At 54.1% G+C, this 16385-nt stretch carries 12 protein-coding genes, 1 tRNA gene and 1 pseudogene; 8 read left to right on the plus strand and 6 right to left on the minus strand.

Going from position 1 to position 16385, the window contains the following annotated elements; translation table 11 throughout:
- Positions 1 to 3: 3 nt before the first annotated feature.
- The gene (locus tag KJI95_RS13195; protein ID WP_214507676.1) at positions 4 to 723 is read right to left on the minus strand and encodes a class D sortase; all 720 of its coding nucleotides are present in this window, start codon (positions 721 to 723) and stop codon (positions 4 to 6) included.
- A 192-nt stretch (positions 724 to 915) separates the two neighbouring features.
- On the opposite strand from KJI95_RS13195, the gene KJI95_RS13200 reads away from it, so the two are divergent.
- The 3 genes from KJI95_RS13200 (at position 916) to KJI95_RS13210 (ending at position 4797) form a co-directional block, all read left to right on the plus strand.
- Positions 916 to 1611: a tRNA/rRNA methyltransferase gene (locus KJI95_RS13200; RefSeq protein ID WP_250885832.1), complete on the plus strand. Its 696-nt coding sequence runs from the start codon at positions 916 to 918 to the stop codon at positions 1609 to 1611.
- A gap of 35 nt (positions 1612 to 1646) precedes the next feature.
- Positions 1647 to 3263 (plus strand): S41 family peptidase, encoded by a 1617-nt coding sequence (locus tag KJI95_RS13205; protein ID WP_214507677.1) that lies wholly within the window; start codon positions 1647 to 1649, stop codon positions 3261 to 3263.
- Between the two features lie 334 nt (positions 3264 to 3597).
- Entirely contained in the window at positions 3598 to 4797 is a 1200-nt protein-coding gene (locus tag KJI95_RS13210; protein WP_214507678.1) for a DUF3080 family protein, read from the plus strand.
- A 201-nt stretch (positions 4798 to 4998) separates the two neighbouring features.
- On the opposite strand, the pseudogene KJI95_RS13215 reads toward KJI95_RS13210, so the two are convergent.
- Positions 4999 to 6540: pseudogene (locus tag KJI95_RS13215) on the minus strand (S8 family peptidase); the annotation flags it as partial.
- 572 nt (positions 6541 to 7112) lie between these two features.
- Here KJI95_RS13215 and KJI95_RS13220 point away from each other — a divergent pair.
- Entirely contained in the window at positions 7113 to 7784 is a 672-nt protein-coding gene (locus KJI95_RS13220) for a chitosanase (RefSeq protein WP_214507680.1), read from the plus strand.
- Positions 7785 to 8143: 359 nt separating this feature from the next.
- Here KJI95_RS13220 and KJI95_RS13225 read toward each other — a convergent pair whose 3' ends face one another.
- Positions 8144 to 8479: a hypothetical protein gene (locus KJI95_RS13225; RefSeq protein ID WP_214507681.1), complete on the minus strand. Its 336-nt coding sequence runs from the start codon at positions 8477 to 8479 to the stop codon at positions 8144 to 8146.
- Between the two features lie 360 nt (positions 8480 to 8839).
- Here KJI95_RS13225 and KJI95_RS13230 point away from each other — a divergent pair, with 360 nt between their 5' ends.
- Positions 8840 to 10897 (plus strand): PhoX family protein, encoded by a 2058-nt coding sequence (locus tag KJI95_RS13230; RefSeq protein ID WP_214507682.1) that lies wholly within the window; start codon positions 8840 to 8842, stop codon positions 10895 to 10897.
- 140 nt (positions 10898 to 11037) lie between these two features.
- Positions 11038 to 11114: transfer RNA gene (locus tag KJI95_RS13235), tRNA-Pro, on the plus strand.
- 220 nt (positions 11115 to 11334) lie between these two features.
- Here KJI95_RS13235 and KJI95_RS13240 read toward each other — a convergent pair.
- The 3 genes from KJI95_RS13240 to KJI95_RS13250 all read right to left on the minus strand — a co-directional run bounded on the left by KJI95_RS13240 (position 11335) and on the right by KJI95_RS13250 (position 14076).
- Positions 11335 to 12096, minus strand: a complete 762-nt coding sequence (locus KJI95_RS13240; RefSeq protein ID WP_214507683.1) for a tRNA-uridine aminocarboxypropyltransferase — start codon at positions 12094 to 12096, stop codon at positions 11335 to 11337.
- A 328-nt stretch (positions 12097 to 12424) separates the two neighbouring features.
- Positions 12425 to 13738 carry a CDP-diacylglycerol--serine O-phosphatidyltransferase gene (gene pssA / locus KJI95_RS13245; protein ID WP_214507684.1) on the minus strand — a complete coding sequence of 438 codons (1314 nt, stop codon included), beginning with the start codon at positions 13736 to 13738 and terminating at the stop codon, positions 12425 to 12427.
- 11 nt (positions 13739 to 13749) lie between these two features.
- Complete coding sequence (locus KJI95_RS13250; protein WP_214507685.1) at positions 13750 to 14076, minus strand: DUF1904 domain-containing protein; 327 nt, start codon at positions 14074 to 14076, stop codon at positions 13750 to 13752.
- A gap of 321 nt (positions 14077 to 14397) precedes the next feature.
- Between KJI95_RS13250 and KJI95_RS13255 the strand changes: the two genes are divergently transcribed.
- Positions 14398 to 14583: a hypothetical protein gene (locus KJI95_RS13255; RefSeq protein WP_214507686.1), complete on the plus strand. Its 186-nt coding sequence runs from the start codon at positions 14398 to 14400 to the stop codon at positions 14581 to 14583.
- A 9-nt stretch (positions 14584 to 14592) separates the two neighbouring features.
- The gene (dacB, locus tag KJI95_RS13260) at positions 14593 to 16200 is read left to right on the plus strand and encodes a D-alanyl-D-alanine carboxypeptidase/D-alanyl-D-alanine endopeptidase (RefSeq protein WP_214507687.1); all 1608 of its coding nucleotides are present in this window, start codon (positions 14593 to 14595) and stop codon (positions 16198 to 16200) included.
- Positions 16201 to 16385: the final 185 nt, after the last annotated feature.

The following is a 16385-nucleotide window of genomic DNA, read 5'->3' on the forward strand; positions in this document are numbered from 1 at the left end:
CATTTACAGCCGTTTGGCACGGACTATGTAGCGCTTCGGCGCGCTGCCAACGAAGTAAAAGGGATAACAGGTAATAAGGGTCAGCACCGGGTCACTCACCTCGGCCATTACCCAGGTATCCGCTGGGGTGACAATCCAGTGCTGGGTCATCTGATAGCGATATTCCCGCCCATCGGCGCCGACGATGCGAATTTCGTCCCCCGCCTTGAGGCTGCCAAGCTTTCTGAAAAAGGAGTCACGGTGGCCGGCAATCACCAGATTGCCATCGCCGCCCAAGGTGCCTGTGCCGTCGACCCGCGCCACACCTTTATTGAGATGAAGCTCCGAGTCGCCATTAAACAGCGCAGCTTCGACATCAAGCGCATCGATGGTGAGTTTGCCAAGCAGCACAGATGGCGCGCCCTCTTCGCGCCAGGCACGTTTGCGCGCATCTGACCAGTCAGACATATCCGGTGAGCTCCGGCTTATAGCCGGCCTGCCAGCAGCTGTATCAGCAGACGTTGCCGCTGAAAAAGCTGCCGCTGGCGCGTCACGCTCGTCTTTGGTTGCTAAGTTGCTATCTGAAGCCTTCAGGTTGTCGCTCGCCCGGGCCGCCAGCTCAGCATCAAGCGCCATCAGCGCCTGCTCGCCCGCTACCACCTGATGCAGCTTCGCCAGTGCAAATACACTTAAACAGGCTATGCCCGCGCATTTGAGCACAAAGGGGAATGAGGGCGACTGCATACAGACTCCGGAGAATGGATAATCACATCCGTTTGATATTTGTTATAAAATTCCACAATTTGCTCACCAATTCCCTCGCATGAAAGGTTGAATTCGCGAAGCCAGATCACAACTTTTTTCTGTCATACGCCACGGCAGTGGGATAAATTTGATGCTGATGGGGCTATACTCGGCGCCATTAACCGGCGAGTTTTGGAGTTTTTTGCTGATATGTTGTCGATAGTGCTGGTCGAGCCTTCACGGGCTGCCAATGTAGGAGCGGCTGCCCGCGCCATGAAAACCATGGGTTTCAACCGCTTGATTGTGGTTGGCAGTGAGGTTCACCGTGAAGAAGAAGCGCGCTGGGTTGCCCATGGCGCCACCGATATTCTGGATGAGGCGCGCACTGTTGCCTCGTTTGATGCGCTGCGGGACGAGTTTGATTTGCTTATCGCCACCACCGCCCGTGAGCGCGGCAGCCCGCGCACGTTTTTAACGCCACCGGCGCTTAAATCAAGCCTTGAGCACAGCGGCGCATCGAGCGCAGCGCTGGTGTTTGGCCGCGAATCGAGCGGTCTTAGCAATCAGGAACTTGAGCTGTGCGACCTTTACAGCTATGTACCGCTGGCCGGTGACTATCCGTCGCTTAATCTGGGTCAGGCGGTGATGGTGTACACCTATGCCCTGTCCGGCCTTGAGACCCAGATTGGGCTTAGGCACGAGCAGGCGGATGAGCGCCAGTTACAGGCCCTTAAACACAAAGTGGCGCAACTGGCCGATTTGCTTGAGCTCAGTGAGCAGGACAAGCTTCGCCCCTGGCTTGCCGACAGCGTTGGCCGCCTGAGCGATAGGGATTGCAAGCTCGCACACCAGCTGATAAAAGATATTGTAACTAAAATAACTAGCTGATTTATATCGGCAATCGAACGAAAAGGAGTTTTCAGATGCCCTACTTTCCCAAACACGCCATCGCCCTGGCGTTAGCCGCATCCCTCACCGCCTGCTCCGGTGGCGGCGGCTCTTCCACCGAGACCAACAGCGGCAGCACAGGCTCGGGCGGTGGCAGTGGTACCAGCGACATCACCTGGGTAAAGGGTCAATTTGCCAGTGAAGGCATTTACAAGGATTTCTGCGCCAATCCGCGCGTCCAGTCCAACGACAAAAAAGGCACCGCGCTTTACGAAAAGATGTGGCTGCGCTCCTGGACCAACAACACCTATCTTTGGTACAGCGAAGTGCCGGATAACGATCCCAATAGTTTTGCAACCGTGTCCGACTACTTTAAGCAGTTAAAGACCACGCAAACCACCGCCAGCGGCGCGCAAAAAGACCGCTTCCACGGCTCAATGTCGAGCGCAGAGTGGGAAGCACTGTCAGGCTCAGGCGAATCCCTTGGCTACGGCATGGAAGTGCAAATTCTTAAAGGCGATGTGCCGCGTAAAGTGGTGGTTGCCTACACTGAGCCCGGCAGCGAAGCCGCGACCAAAGGGATGCTGCGCGGCTCTGAAATCATTGAAATCAACGGCGTAGATGTGGTGAATGCCACAGGCCAAAGCGCGGTGGATGCGCTCAATGCCGGTCTGTTCCCGTCCCAGAAAGGCGCAGTCTCAAGCTTTAAAGTCAAAGCGCCGGACAGCTCTGAGCGCAGTTACAGCTTTACTGCTGCCACCGTGGTGCAGCAGCCGGTACAAAACGTCAAAACCCTCGATACCGCCAGTGGCAAAGTGGGTTATATGCTGTTTAACAGCCACATTGCGACATCAGAAAAGGCGCTGGTGGATGCGGTCAATCAGCTAAAGGCCGCTGGCGTTAACGATTTGGTGCTCGACCTTAGATACAACGGCGGCGGCTTGCTCGCTATCGCAAGTCAGCTTGGCTACATGATTGCCGGCCCAAGCCGCACCACCAACAAGGTGTTTGAGCAAACAAGCTTTAACGACAAGCACACCAGCATTAACCCGGTCACAGGTCAAACCCTGCTGCCGCTGCCGTTTTTAACCACAGGCGTCGGTTTCTCTTATTCAGAAGGCGCGGCGCTGCCAACCTTGAACCTTGGCCGGGTGTTTGTGTTGACCACCTCAGGTACCTGCTCTGCGTCCGAGGCTATCATCAACGGCCTGCGCGGCATCGATTTTGACGTAGTGCAAATCGGTAATCGCACCTGTGGCAAGCCCTATGGCTTTTATCCCACGGATAACTGCGGCACCACCTATTTCACCATTCAGTTCCGCGGTGAAAACAACAAGGGCTTTGGTGACTACGCCGATGGCTTTGAGCCAAGCAATTCGCCGGTACTTGCCGGTGAATCGGTGAAGGGCTGCTACCTGGGTGATGATTTCAGTCATCCCCTTGGCGATACCAACGAAGCCATGCTCTCAGCCGCACTGAGTTACCGTGAAACCGGCAGCTGCCCGGCGCTTGCCTCGGCATCATTTGATATTCCAAGGGTACGCGCCAGGGATATTGAGCAGGCTGATAGCGATACCCTCGCCGATCCGCGGGCCGATGAGGTGTTTCGCAATAACCGCATCCTCACCGAGCTTGACGGACTGCAGCGCTGATAGCCGGTTTCAGCAATACGGCGCTTATCTGAATGCCAGCTAAGCTGGCGTTCAGTTAGTGTTTGCGGAAAGAGATGGGCTTCAGACAAGCGCCACAAAAGATAACAGCGACGAAAACCAAGAGACGAAAAACAAGAAACGAAAAACAAGAAAGGCAGGCTCCCTGCCTTTTTTGTTTTGTGATACAGACGGTTTATCATTCGTTTATGTTTACCCCTGATGAAACGCTGCGAATTATTGGTGATCGCATCGGAAGGCCGAAGCGTAACACTCCCAAGCCGCCTTACACGCCATGCAATCAAAACTGAACAGGTAAATCCAGGCAAGTGAACCCATGATTAAGCGCCGCATCACCGCTTTTTGGATCACACCGCTGCTGGCAAGCCTTATTCTAGGCGGCTGCGGCGATAAAAATGCTGCCCACGCTTTGTGGCAGGACTATGAGCAGCGGCTCGAGCGGGTGCTCGATGCCAAGCTTGATGACGAAGCCAGCGATACTCAAGCCAGCGATACTGAAGTCAGCGAAACTCAAGCCGGCGATACTGAAGCCAGCGAAGAGCCTGTCAAGGAGCGTGGTTTACCCACCAATTTACTCACGAAAACTGATGAATTTCGTTTGACGGAAAAATTTCGTTTGCCGGAAAAGGTATCGCCAACACTCAGGCTTGAGGATGGCTCCGGCAATATCGGTATTCTTGAGCTCAATGCAATTCGCAGCTGCCGCCTTGGCGAGCTGATTGCGGCCCATAACAGCAGCCTGGGTAAGGTGGCGCAGCCTTCGGTGTGGCTTAACTATCAGCTTGATTTTATTCACTCAGCCCCCCAATGCATCGCATCCCTGACTGACGGCGAGCTTAAGGAGAAACTGAGCCTCACCCTGTCAAACAAAAAGGCGCAGGCGCGAGCGTACTTTATCGAATTTCTGAATACTGAACCCGTTATTCGAAAGGCACTGTTTGCCGGGCAGCAAAGCCTTGATGCAGATACGCCGCTTGCGGGTCTCAGCGAGCTAACACTCGCCCTAGAGACGCTGCTTTTTATCAGGCGCACCATAGAGGCAGGCGAGTTTGAGGCGCTGACGCCGGATAAGCTTACCCGCCTTGATGAGGCGCTGCGCACCCTCAGCCGAAACCCCATGCTCGGGCGCTATATTCAGGGGATGAATACCCATCTTACCGCCCTTTCCGATCTCAATGGCTTTCTTGCTAAACAAGATGGGATGCACTGTAAGCCCGGGCATAATCCGGCGCGGCAGGAAATCCTGCTCAACATATTGATGAAATATTTTATCGGCAAAATTCAGCCTTATATTGGCGCTTACAGCGAAACACAGTTCAAAATCGGGCGAGTAGTGATTGAATTATTTGATGGAACAGCATATGAGTCACAGCTTGAGTTTTACTTTGGCGATGACAACGCCATGGCAAAACTTAAACAGCAACTTAAGGAGCATGTCGCCATCTGGCAAACACTGCAGCAAAGCTGCGCCCTTGAAATCAAACCCGGCAGCGCAGGACGCGCGCGAAGCCAGTAGTTAACCGATGAAAGAAGCCAGAAGCTAACCAGAAGAGACCCACCCCACACTGTCAGCGCGGGCGCATCCACAAACTCATCAAGAACCAAAAGAAAAAGCCCGACATGGACGACATACCGGGCTCGTTGTTTTTACCAGGAGCCTAAAAATCAGCGCCTAAGCATTGAAATATGCTTACAACCACGCTTAGAAGTTTGCCTGTAAAGTTACACCCGAGTAACTGGTGTAGCCTCTTAGCATCACATAGTAAAAGCCCGACTGATTGACGCTCAGGCTGCAGCTTTCACTGTTGCCGTTTCGGTAGGGGCGGCAGTCATAGCTTGAGGTGGTTGGCTGCGAGCCTGCCTTCACATAGAGGTCAGCATCGCCGCTGCCACCGCCTATGCTGACATTCAGCACAGTGCCGGCCTGGGCATAAAGTTTGAACTGAGCACTAGAGCCGGACGCCCCCGAAAGCCCGGTCACCGGCACGCCGCTGCTCAGACAGTTGGCATCGGTGCAGCTGCCGCCCGGCGGCGTTGTGGTGGTATCAGCGAGCGAATACAACAGCTTATTGGGCGAACCGGTTTTGGCGTCGGTCACCTTGCTGCTGGTCGCGCGGCTTGCCAGTCGGCTGGTAATTTGCGACGGACTCAGACCGGGGGTTTCAGCCAGATACAGCGCCGCCACACCGGCGACGTGAGGAGATGCCATCGAGGTGCCGCTGATGGTATTCGTCGCTGAATTGGAGGTGTACCAGGCCGACTTAATGCTTGAACCCGGCGCGTATATATCAAGGCACGAGCCGTAGTTCGAGAAGCTCGAGCGCGCATCACTTGACGTGGTTGAACCCACGGTGATGGCGTTTGCCGCCCGCGCCGGTGAATAGTTACAGGCGTTGGCATTATCGTTACCGGCGGCCACCACAAAGGTAATGCCCGCAGCCACCGCACTGTTAACCGCATCGTCAGTGGCCTGCGAGGCGCCGCCGCCCAGACTCATGTTTGCCACGGACGGGCCGAAGGCATTGTTTTTCACCCAGTTGATACCGTTAATCACCCCTGAGTTCGAGCCGGTCCCGGCGCAGCCAAGTACCCTCACCCCTACCAGGTTTACGTTTTTTGCCACCCCGTAGCTGCCGCCGCCGATGGTGCCGGCCACATGGGTGCCGTGGCCATTACAGTCGGTCGCATCGGCATCGTTATCGACAAAGTCCCAGCCGTGGCTGGCGCGGCCGCCAAACTCGTTGTGACTGGTGAGCACGCCGGTATCTATCACATAGGCGGTTACGCCCGAGCCGTCGTAGTCATAGTGATAATTGCCGTTAAGTGGCAGATTGCGCTGATCAATCCTGTCCAGCCCCCAGGTTGCACCGCCCTGATCGCCGCTGGCCGCGACCTGCGGCGACACCGACATCAACTGATCCTGCTCTATGTACTTCACTGAAGGGTCGCGCAGCATCTGTTTGATTTGCGCAGGCGTTGCTGTCACCAACACCCCGTTAAGTGCGCTGCCAAAATGGCTTTTCACTGCGATACCGTAGTTGTTTTCAAGCCCGTGCCCCTGCGCGGTGGCAAAGGATTCAAGCGCATTGCCATCCTGCAGATTAAGCACAGACGGCGTGTTGAACACCACTATGTAGTTATCTTTAATCGCGCGCTCTGCCGGCACCTTGACAAGGTTTGCCTGATACTCGTTAGCTACCGCCCATTGGCTGGTAAAACAGCCTGCGACCAGTACTGCAATTGCATGTTTTTTATAGATTGCCTTATTCATTTAATGTTCTCCTTATGATGTTTGCCTCAGGGGCAAGCATCAAGTTAGAACATTTTTTCACCACAACAAGCGCCTGAGGGTGTTCAAAAAATAAGCTGGCACAACAAGTGTAACAGTTTGATTACACTTTTGAGTGTACCGTGCGGTTTAGTGTTACGGATGGATACTGTGTGCAAAATACAGGCAATTTATCTGTTTCTATGGCGCCATGAATTAGCGATGGCTAATCAAGGATTTATTTTATTGAACGCCTTCACATAAAAAAGCCACTTCGCAAAAACTTGTTTTATCACTCACACTTAGGATGGATTTGCACCGTGGCGTGTTATGCTTCTGCACTAAATTGGCAAAATCGGTGCAAAATTGCCGCGACTGCTCTTAAAAACTTCGCTGAAAACATCGCTGAAAACCACATCTAAGCTGTGCTAAAAGCGCTGGCAAAGGCGAACCAGAGGTAAGGCGCGGCGGTTCCCAACCGGACGCCTTGGGAATAAACGCAGTGACTGTATCGTTCATGTTTTATTGTTCGTGTCTGTGGCAAGGCCACTGAGGGTTTCAGGATGGATATCCCAAAAGACTTCATTATTCGCATTATCAACCAGTTCGAAACCGGCAGCCCCGAGGGCGCCTACGATAAATTGGTGATCCAGGACGACGGGATCAACGGCACCTATCAAATTACCTATGGCCGCAGCCAAACCACAGAGCAAGGCAATCTGCGCTATCTGCTGGAAATGTACGTGGAAGCCCAGGGCGCCTACAGCACAGATCTGTTGCCCTTCCTTGACCGCATTGGTCAGGAGTCGTTGGTGGCTGAAAACGAATTCCACGAGCTGCTGGTGCGCGCCGCTAAGGACGATCCGGTGATGCGCCAGGTGCAGGACAAATTCTTCGATGCCTTCTATTGGGAGCCCGCCATCGAATGGTGCGAAGAATACGGCCTGAAAACCGCCCTCGCCGGGCTGGTAGTGTACGACTCGCAGGTGCATTCCGGCGGCGTGCCGCTGTTTTTACGCAAGCGCTTTTCCGAGCGCCCGCCATCAAAAGGCGGTGATGAAAAACGTTGGCTCGCGGCCTATGTAGACGCGCGCCACCAGTGGCTCAGGTACCACAAGCGCACCCAGCTGCGTGAGTGCGTAAGCCGCACCGAGTGTTTTCGTCAGGAAATGGAGCGCGGCAACTGGGATCTGCAGCTAAGACCGGTCATGGTGAAAGGCGTCGCGATAGAATAGTTAAGCCGGCAGCCCAGACGGACTGACGAATGCGGTGCTGACCAGAGCTTTTCTGACCACAATTTCCCTGAAAAACCTTTTCCTGTAAAAGATCCTCTGAAAAAAAGAGCGCCGAGATTAACACCCCGGCGCTCTTTTCGTTTTGTATCTGTATAGCTGGTTTTTATACACTTTTTATCAGAAACTTACAGGCAATCATCGATAAATGCTGACGTTTATCCGCTCTTCATTAAACAGTGCGGCATCAATCCTGATACAGCGCAATCATTTTACAAAGTCAGTCACAAAGTCCGTTACAACGCCACTCTCAGCGTCTTTCGCAACGCCATTCACCGCCGCCCTTAACATCACAACCGCCCTCAGCGCTTTCTGGCAAGATACATATTGATAAGCTGAGTCAGTTTGCCGTGAAAGCGCTCTTCAAACGCATCAATTTCTTCAGAAAACATTTCAAGGTAGCGGTCAGTCTGCTCCTTGGAGAGCTGCTTGCTGCCTAAAAAATAACTCATTTCAGGCAATGACTTATCAAAGCGTGGCTGCAATTGCCACTGGCAGATGTCGGCAGCGTGGGAGCGCAGCGCTTTCTGGGCAAGCTCACAAAACTGCTCGATATGAAGAGCGCCATCGGGGCCCAAACAGCCCGGCTCCAATCGATGAAGCACAATCAATAGCGGCTCTGTTGTTTCAGTTGTCATGGAGAAACTCCCCGGTGAAGTGAGGTTTACGAGACTGCCCTGCACTTCTTGCTGATGAACACTTGTTGGTGAACTTTTGTTTCTGACCTCTTGCTGTGAACTACGCTTAATGCTGCACCTAAGCGGGCACTTCTTTGAGTATATGCGCTGTCACTGAAGCATCAATCATTTGCCCGCGATGAAATGCCGCCCATGGGCAATTCGTTAACTGGCTAATTCGTTAACTGGGCAATTCGGTAACTGGATAATTGCCAATAGACCCGCCAGTCATTGAACTGTCACAGCAATTACATCCCAGCGTCATCTTAAGACTTTAGCTTACGCACACACCAACGCATAAATCCCGAAATTGGAGTGATGATGAGCAAGGCAACCTTTGACCCGAACTGCTACAACAAGAGTGATAACACCCCCTTTGCCACAGTGCTGGAAAAACATCTTTCTCGCCGCAGCTTTGTAAAAAGCGGCCTCGGCCTTGGCGCCATGACCGCCTTCGCCGGTGTTGGTCTTGTCGGCTGTGGCAGTGACAGCGCCGAAGTGGTCACCCCAACTGTACCGCCCACCCCAACGCCGCCGACCAAGGCCAGTGTTAAGCTTGGCTTTGATTCCATCAAGGGCTCCTTAACTGACTCGGTGGTGGTGCCGAATGGCTATCGCGCGCAGGTACTCGCCCCCTGGGGTACGCCGCTGAATGATAAAGCCGCACCATGGCGCGATGATGGCAGCAACAGCGCCGACGATCAGGCCAATGCCGTGGGCCAGAACCATGATGGTATGCATCTGTTTCCACTCAATGAAGCCGGTGACGATGCGCTGCTTTGCATCAACCATGAATACATTGAGCCCGATGCGCTGCACCCGAGCGGCCCAACCTATGACGAAACCACAGGTCTGCGTACCCTGATTGATGAAGTGCGTAAAGAAATCAACGCCCATGGCGTGACCGTGGTACGCATCAAGCGGGTGAGCGGCGAGTGGCAGGTGGTTCACAATGACGAGCACAACCGCCGCTTTACCGGCGCGACCGTGTTCGATATGGCAGGCCCGGTTGCCTACAGCGACTATCTGGTTACCGCCTTCTCTGCGGATGGCAGCCAGGCGCGCGGCACCCTGAATAACTGCGGCAACGGCTACACGCCGTGGGGAACCTATCTTACCTGCGAAGAAAACTGGCCAGATTATTTTATGAATAACGGCGCCCTCAGCGCCGCCGATGCGCGTATCGGTGTGCCAGCCAAAGCCACCCGCTATGACTGGGATCATATGGCCGGCAACAGCGAAGAGCGCGCCGATGAGTTCCGCCGTTTCGATGTCACCCCCGGCGCACTTGGCGCTTTGTACGACTATCGCAACGAGGCCAACGGCCACGGTTATATCGTTGAAATCGACCCCTACAATCCCCGTACCCGTGGCGTAAAACGCACCGCTCTGGGGCGCTTTCGCCACGAAGGCTGCACCTTCGGCAAACTCGAAGCCGGCAAGCCGCTGGTGTTTTACTCAGGCCACGACTCCCGCTTTGAGTACCTGTACAAGTTTGTCTCAAACGCTGTGTGGGATGAAGCCGATGCCAAGAGCAGCAACCGCATTGCCACCGGCGATAAGTACATGAACGAAGGCACCCTGTACGTGGCCCGCTTTGATGAAGGCGGCAAAGGCGAGTGGCTGCCACTGACGGAGGATGCGGTTGCCAAAGACGGCAAGACCCTGGGCGAGCACCTGGGTTCGCTTGCGGCCATCATAGTCAATACCGCTGGCGCCGCCGATCTGATGGGTGCAACCCCGATGGACCGCCCTGAATGGTGCGCGGTTGACCCCTTTACCGGCAGCGTCTATCTCACCCTGACCAACAACTCCAAGCGTACCGAAGCCAATCCAGCCAACCCAAGGCTTAAAAACAACTTCGGCCACATCATTCGCTGGGATGAAGGCGATAAGCCAACCGAGTTCAGCTGGGATATCTTTGTATTTGGCTCACCGGCAAACGGCAACGCCGAAACCAACCTCTCAGGCCTTGCCGAGCTCAATCAGTTTGCCAGCCCCGATGGTCTGTCGTTCGACAAGCGCGGCATACTGTGGGTACAAACCGATAATGGCGCCAAGGAAGTGACCTCCTACACCAACGATCAGATGCTGGCGGTGGTGCCATCGACCCTGCTCGATGCCAATGGCAAACAGTTACCGCTGCGCGAAGGCAATCAGATGGAGCTGCGCCGTTTCTTCGTTGGCCCCAACGGCTGTGAAGTCACAGGTTTTGCCATCAGCGAGGATTACACCTCAGTGTTTGCCAATATCCAGCATCCGGACAACTGGCCCTACAGTGCAGATGCCAGCGCCGAAACCCCAAGCGGAACCAAGCTGCGCCCACGCGCTGCGACCGTGGTGATTTCCCGCATCGACGGCAAAGAAGTGGGCGTATAAGCTGCGCCTTGATTTACATGGCAGCCAGCCTCAGTGTGCGCAGCTGGTAAAACTGCAGTTTTGACAACAAAAACACCGGCAAATGCCGGTGTTTTTTTCTTGTAAGCGTGAAATTTAATTTGTATGTTTTTATCAGGTTACGGAGTGTAGCTCAGTCCGGTAGAGCACTGCCTTCGGGAGGCAGGGGTCGCAAGTTCGAATCTTGTCACTCCGACCAACCTTTCCCACAAATAAACATTTTACTGCCGCGCCGAGTTGCCGAGTCGGCCATTTCCGCCTGCGTAAGCGTATGCGTGTATAGGCACAGGTATAGTTTTAACCTGTGGCGCTTTTACCAGACTCTACTTATCTAGAACTTACGCAGACCCCTGTCAAAACTTGAGGCAGAACATGAGGCAGCACTTGAGGCAGAACCTGAGGCAGAACATGGGTTCAGCTCAGGCGCCGTTGTCGCCAGCCTGCTGTGCCTGAAACAAGGCTATCAGTCGCTCACGCTCTGCAAGGGTAGTATTGGGCCGTCGGTTACGTCCAAGCAGGGAGGATTCAATAAACAAATCAAACCAGGTGGCAAGGCTTGCGCCGTTGTCAGCCTCGCCCATAGCACCAAGCACCATGCTCGCCACTTCGGCAGTGCCAAACTGAAAATCGCGGGTGCCTTTTCTGAGCGCGTAACGGGCCAGAGTGCCGGCATCAAACGACAGCAGCGGCAGATTGGCAAGGTACGGGCTTTTACGAAACATCTTTATCGCTTCACGCCAGCGGCCATCCAGCATCACAAATAATGGCCGCTTGGAGCCCAGCATCTCGGCGGTAACTTCAGAGCACACAGTTTGATGGGGCTCGGCGTATTCACCCGGAAACACCACAAAGGGCATAAACTGCGGGTCGGCAAGCAGCGCCAGCACCTCATCGTTCACCTCGGTGCGTGACCAAAGGTAGGCCCAGGTGTCCGGCACCAAGTCGGCTATCAGCCGGCCACTGTTGGTGGGTTTCAGCACCTCATCGTCGTACATCAGCAGCAAAAACGCCGAGTTGGTATTTAACTGTGAACGAAATTCACAGGTACAATACTGCTGGCCCAGTAGGCACAGCTCACAGCGCTTAAGGTTTTTACCTCTGGCACCAAATTCTTTGGTCGAAAGAGATTTGCGATATTGGTAAAGCCGGTGCACGGCATGGGGCGAAAGCTTGCTTCCCATCACATCCTCAACAGGCTGACGAACGGCGGCCGCCCGACGTCGGGCAGCGTGCCACTAAAAAGGTGCGCTATCTTACAAGAGCAGAGCGTCGATGCCGAGCAGAATTATCGCAGGCATCGCTTTTAGCATCGCATCGCTTTTAATACCGCAGTACTTTTAACACCGAAGCGCTTTTAACACCGAAGCGCTTGGCGCTGAATAACTCGCCCGAATCACCCGCCTGGATCACGCACGAATGAATAACAAGGACGATTTAGCAAAATGCGCTATGCGTTAACAAACAAAAACGCCGGACAAGTCCGGCGTTAGGCTCAGCTGTTACACTTGGCTAGAGAATGCGTTTGAGCAGAATATCGGCCTTGAGGCGATTTATCCGGCCCATGATTTTTTTCACCGGCGCCGGGTAATGATGCAGGGTATCGACCTGACTGTAGTGATACAGCCGCTGGGTATGGGCCATGATGTGCGTCTGCTCGGCCAAAAACGATTCGCCCCAGACGCCTGTCTCATCCTGCACCAACAGGCCGTTTTCCAGATCCAGCGCCCAGGCGCGGGGATTAAGGTTGGAGCCTGTGATAAGGTGCAGGCGGTTGTCGGCGCTTATGCCTTTAAGGTGAAAACTGTTGTCTTCATCTTTCCACAGGTGAATATTCAAAAGCCCGGCTTCAATCGCCCACTGCTGACGCTTGGCAAACTTACGCAGCGACTGCTCGTACAGATACGGCAAAGCGCCAATGGTGTTGAAATCGCGCTCTGGCGGGATGTAAAAATCGTTGGCGGTTTTATCGCCCACGACTATGTCGATTTTCACGCCCTGACGCAGCTTTTCAACCAGTGCTCGCACCAGCACCCGAGGCGGATTAAAGTAAGGGGTGCAGATAAAGAGCGAGGTTTTGGCGCTCTCAACTGTACCAATCACGGCTTTATTGAGTGCATTGTGCTTGCGGCCAAGGCCAACCAATGGGGTAACCCGGTTACCTTCACGCACTCCGTCAAACTCGTATCTGGCTTCGCCAAGACGCTGCTTGAAGGTACGCACTTCAATTTTTTCGGGCAGAACTTCCTGCGCCGGTGGCTGTGTGAGCAGGCTAACCGCCGGATCGGCAATCAGATGGGTATCAATCATGTCGCGCATGCTCTTGGCGAGCGCTGCGTTATCAATCAGATGATAGCGGTCAAACCGATAACGGGCGTTGTATTGCAGGTAGACATTATTGAGACTCGCGCCGCTGTATATCACCGCATCATCGATGATAAAGCCTTTTAAATGCAGCACCCCGAGAAACTCACGCGCCTTAACCGGCACGCCGTAAATACCAAAGGCGTTGGGATTGTTTTCCATCACCTTTCGGTACATCAGGTAATTGCCGCTGTCGCCTTTATGGCCAATCAAGCCACGGCGGGCGCGGTGAAAATCAACCAGCACCTTTATGTCAAGGGTTGGGTTTTCCGCCTTGGCAGCAAGCAGTGCATCCATGACTTCCCTGCCCGCCTCGTCGTCTTCAAGATACAGGGCGGCCAGATAGATGCTGTGTTTTGCCGTCGCAATACGCTCAAGCAGACATTGCCTGAAGTTGGCTGGCGTCAAAAGCCATTGCAATTCCTCAGGTTTAAGGGCAATGCCTTGCAGCTGTTCAACCAAGGGGATCCTCCTTAGAAGTGCCGGCCATCACGGTAATATCCCCGTTTGTCCAGCGCCAGGAAAACGACCGCAATGCCATTATCGGTTTCGGCGGTCAGATGAGTTCTGATACAGGCTGCCAGCGCATCCTGTGTTGTTTCATTCCGTTGAAACCAAAGTACCTCCACCATTACCAATGGCGTGGCCACTTCTCCCTGTTGGAAAAATTGACTGGGGATCCACTCCAGGGTGTAGCTTGCTTCATCTGACTGGGTAATGGCGGCAAGTTCTGGGATCAGCTGCTTACTGAGGCGCGCGACCGCGTCCATGGCAAGCCCGCGAACACGAAGATGAGGCATAATCCGGTGGATCCGTTATCAATCAAGGGCTAGAAATTACCGATTACCGCGCGCTTCGGCAAGTAGTTTTGAACCGAACTGCGGTCAATTCGGGATGTTACGGCCGCTTTTTCATCAATCTGCGGCCAATTGGTGATCCCGCCGGCAAACAGGGCATAAAGCAGCGTAAATCGCAGACGCATGGCTGAAGCGCTGGTAAGGCTTTGATATAGTCGACTCTCCTGTTATTAAAATCCATGCTGGCGGGCCGGTATTTACCTTCTCTTACCGCAGCCTTTGCTGCCAAAAATTGCCTTAGGCATTGCGCCTCAAAGGATCGTGATGAACACCAACCTTACCCTCATTCTCACTGTGCTGCTGGCCCTTGGCGGCGCCTTTGCACTGTTTCACTTCAAATCTGCCCTTGGGCTGCTGGTATTGCCGCTCTTTATCCTGTTGGTACTCTTTGTTACGCTGCGCCTTTACCGTCTGATGGAAAAAGACGACCCACAGGATCCAAAGGGATAATTGTCATTCATGGGATTGAACGCACTTAACCTCGCCGCCGCCTTTACCAAGGCTTCCAGCGCGTTATCTTTGAGGTTTTCAAAGGCTATACCAAGCAAACCTGAGCGGCGCCAAAGCGCCATGCGCCCGGCATTACTGCTGCTTGCGATTGGCGCAGCGCCGGCGCTGGCAAACACTACCCAGGCTGCGATTGATTCAGCGGTAAACCGTGCCCAGGCAGGCCCTGCTAATCTTGGGAATGCAAGTCAGGGCATCGCGCTCTTTGGCAAGCCGCTTAATGATTTGCTGCCTGACTGGTATCTTGCCGCCCGGCCAAACACCAGCCAAACCGGCGTGATAGTGATGGACATGGGCACAGGGCGGCTGCTGGTTGCCGACAACAGCGAGCGCACCATGCTGCCAGCCAGCGTGCAAAAGCTGTTTTTGGCGACAGCTGCGACTCAGTCACTTGGCAACGACTTCAGGTTCAATACCCGCCTTTACAGCAAAGGCGCGCGCAAGAGCCATCTTGATACCCTGTATCTTGAGATGGAAGGCTCACCACTGCTCTCGAGCCAGGATTTGCAGGCACTGTTTCGCTCAGTAAAAGCCCTCGGTGTCACGAAAGTCGATGAACTTGTGCTTATCAGCGACGATAACGAAGCGCCCCAGGCCCGTGGCTGGGTGTGGGACGACCTTGGCTTTTGTTACGCCGCGCCGGTATCAAACCTGACGCTGGATAAAAACTGTGTCAGCGGCAGCCTTGCCCCCACCAAGGATGGCAAAGCGGTAAAACTAATCCTCAGTAACGATGCCGGGATAAAGGTGGATAACCGGATAGTGTATCGGCCAGAACTTGCCTACAAAGATTGCAAGCCAGAGCTCACGGCCCTTGGCGGCAATGAGTTCCGGCTTTGGGGCTGTTACAGCGGTAAAGATCCGCTGCCGCTCGCGTTTGCCATCAGCGACACCCACGAATGGATGAGCATCAAGGCCCCGCGCCTTGGTAAAGCAGCCGGAATTGATGTGGGCAAGGTGCGGGTGAAACCGTCGCTGCCAAAGGATGTGTCGCTGCTGGCAAGCCACAGCTCAGCGCCCCTGCCTGTGCTGGTAAAAGAGCTTTTAAAAGAGTCTGATAACCTGATTGCCGACAGTCTGCTCAAGCGCCTTGGGCAAAAACACTACGGCAAGGCCGATTTTTATCATGGTGCCAAAGCCATGAAGGACATACTTGGTGCCGAGGGCATAGACTTATCCCGCGCTGTGCTCCTTGATGGCTCGGGCCTTAGCCGTTACAACCTTATCAATCCCCGTCAGCTGATGAACCTGCTGCTGTACATTCACAACACTCCATCGCTGCACGGCCTGATTGAGTCCATGCCGGTTTCGGGTCTTGATGGCACCCTTGCCTATCGGCGATTCTTTAACCGTGAGCCGCTCAAGGGCAAAGTGGTGGCTAAAACCGGCAGCATGGGCGGCGTCGCCAACCTTGCCGGTTTTATCAATGGCAGCAAAACCACCTATGGCTTTGTCATTCTCGAAAATGGTCTGGTGGACAGCCGCGATGAAAACGGCCGCAAAAATGGCCCGGTTTTCAGCGCCGAAGTGTTAAAAGCGCTGCTGCAGGCTCATCCCTGAGGCCTTCTTGTTGACAAAGCGAGTTGGCAAAACGACTAGTCACTTTAACAAAGGCCGCTTAAGCAAAAGCCACATACACAAAAGCCACCGTTCGGTGGCTTTTCATTTAAGACTAACTACTTATAACCGCCTAAGCACGAATTTGCATTCTCAGTTAACCTTACGCGCAGGGATGATGAACGGCG

Origin of the sequence: Shewanella jiangmenensis (genome assembly GCF_018596335.1) — a bacterium.
Taxonomy (GTDB): domain Bacteria; phylum Pseudomonadota; class Gammaproteobacteria; order Enterobacterales; family Shewanellaceae; genus Shewanella; species Shewanella jiangmenensis.

Coding starts and splice junctions, on each gene's coding strand:
- KJI95_RS13240 (WP_214507683.1), bottom strand. CDS start 12,096: ATGGGAAGCAAGCTTTCGCCCCATGCCGTGCACCGGCTTTACCAATAT.
- KJI95_RS13225 (WP_214507681.1), bottom strand. CDS start 8,479: ATGACAACTGAAACAACAGAGCCGCTATTGATTGTGCTTCATCGATTG.
- KJI95_RS13210 (WP_214507678.1), top strand. CDS start 3,598: ATGATTAAGCGCCGCATCACCGCTTTTTGGATCACACCGCTGCTGGCA.
- KJI95_RS13205 (WP_214507677.1), top strand. CDS start 1,647: ATGCCCTACTTTCCCAAACACGCCATCGCCCTGGCGTTAGCCGCATCC.
- KJI95_RS13250 (WP_214507685.1), bottom strand. CDS start 14,076: ATGCCTCATCTTCGTGTTCGCGGGCTTGCCATGGACGCGGTCGCGCGC.
- KJI95_RS13255 (WP_214507686.1), top strand. CDS start 14,398: ATGAACACCAACCTTACCCTCATTCTCACTGTGCTGCTGGCCCTTGGC.
- KJI95_RS13195 (WP_214507676.1), bottom strand. CDS start 723: ATGCAGTCGCCCTCATTCCCCTTTGTGCTCAAATGCGCGGGCATAGCC.
- dacB (WP_214507687.1), top strand. CDS start 14,593: ATGGGATTGAACGCACTTAACCTCGCCGCCGCCTTTACCAAGGCTTCC.
- KJI95_RS13220 (WP_214507680.1), top strand. CDS start 7,113: ATGGATATCCCAAAAGACTTCATTATTCGCATTATCAACCAGTTCGAA.
- KJI95_RS13230 (WP_214507682.1), top strand. CDS start 8,840: ATGAGCAAGGCAACCTTTGACCCGAACTGCTACAACAAGAGTGATAAC.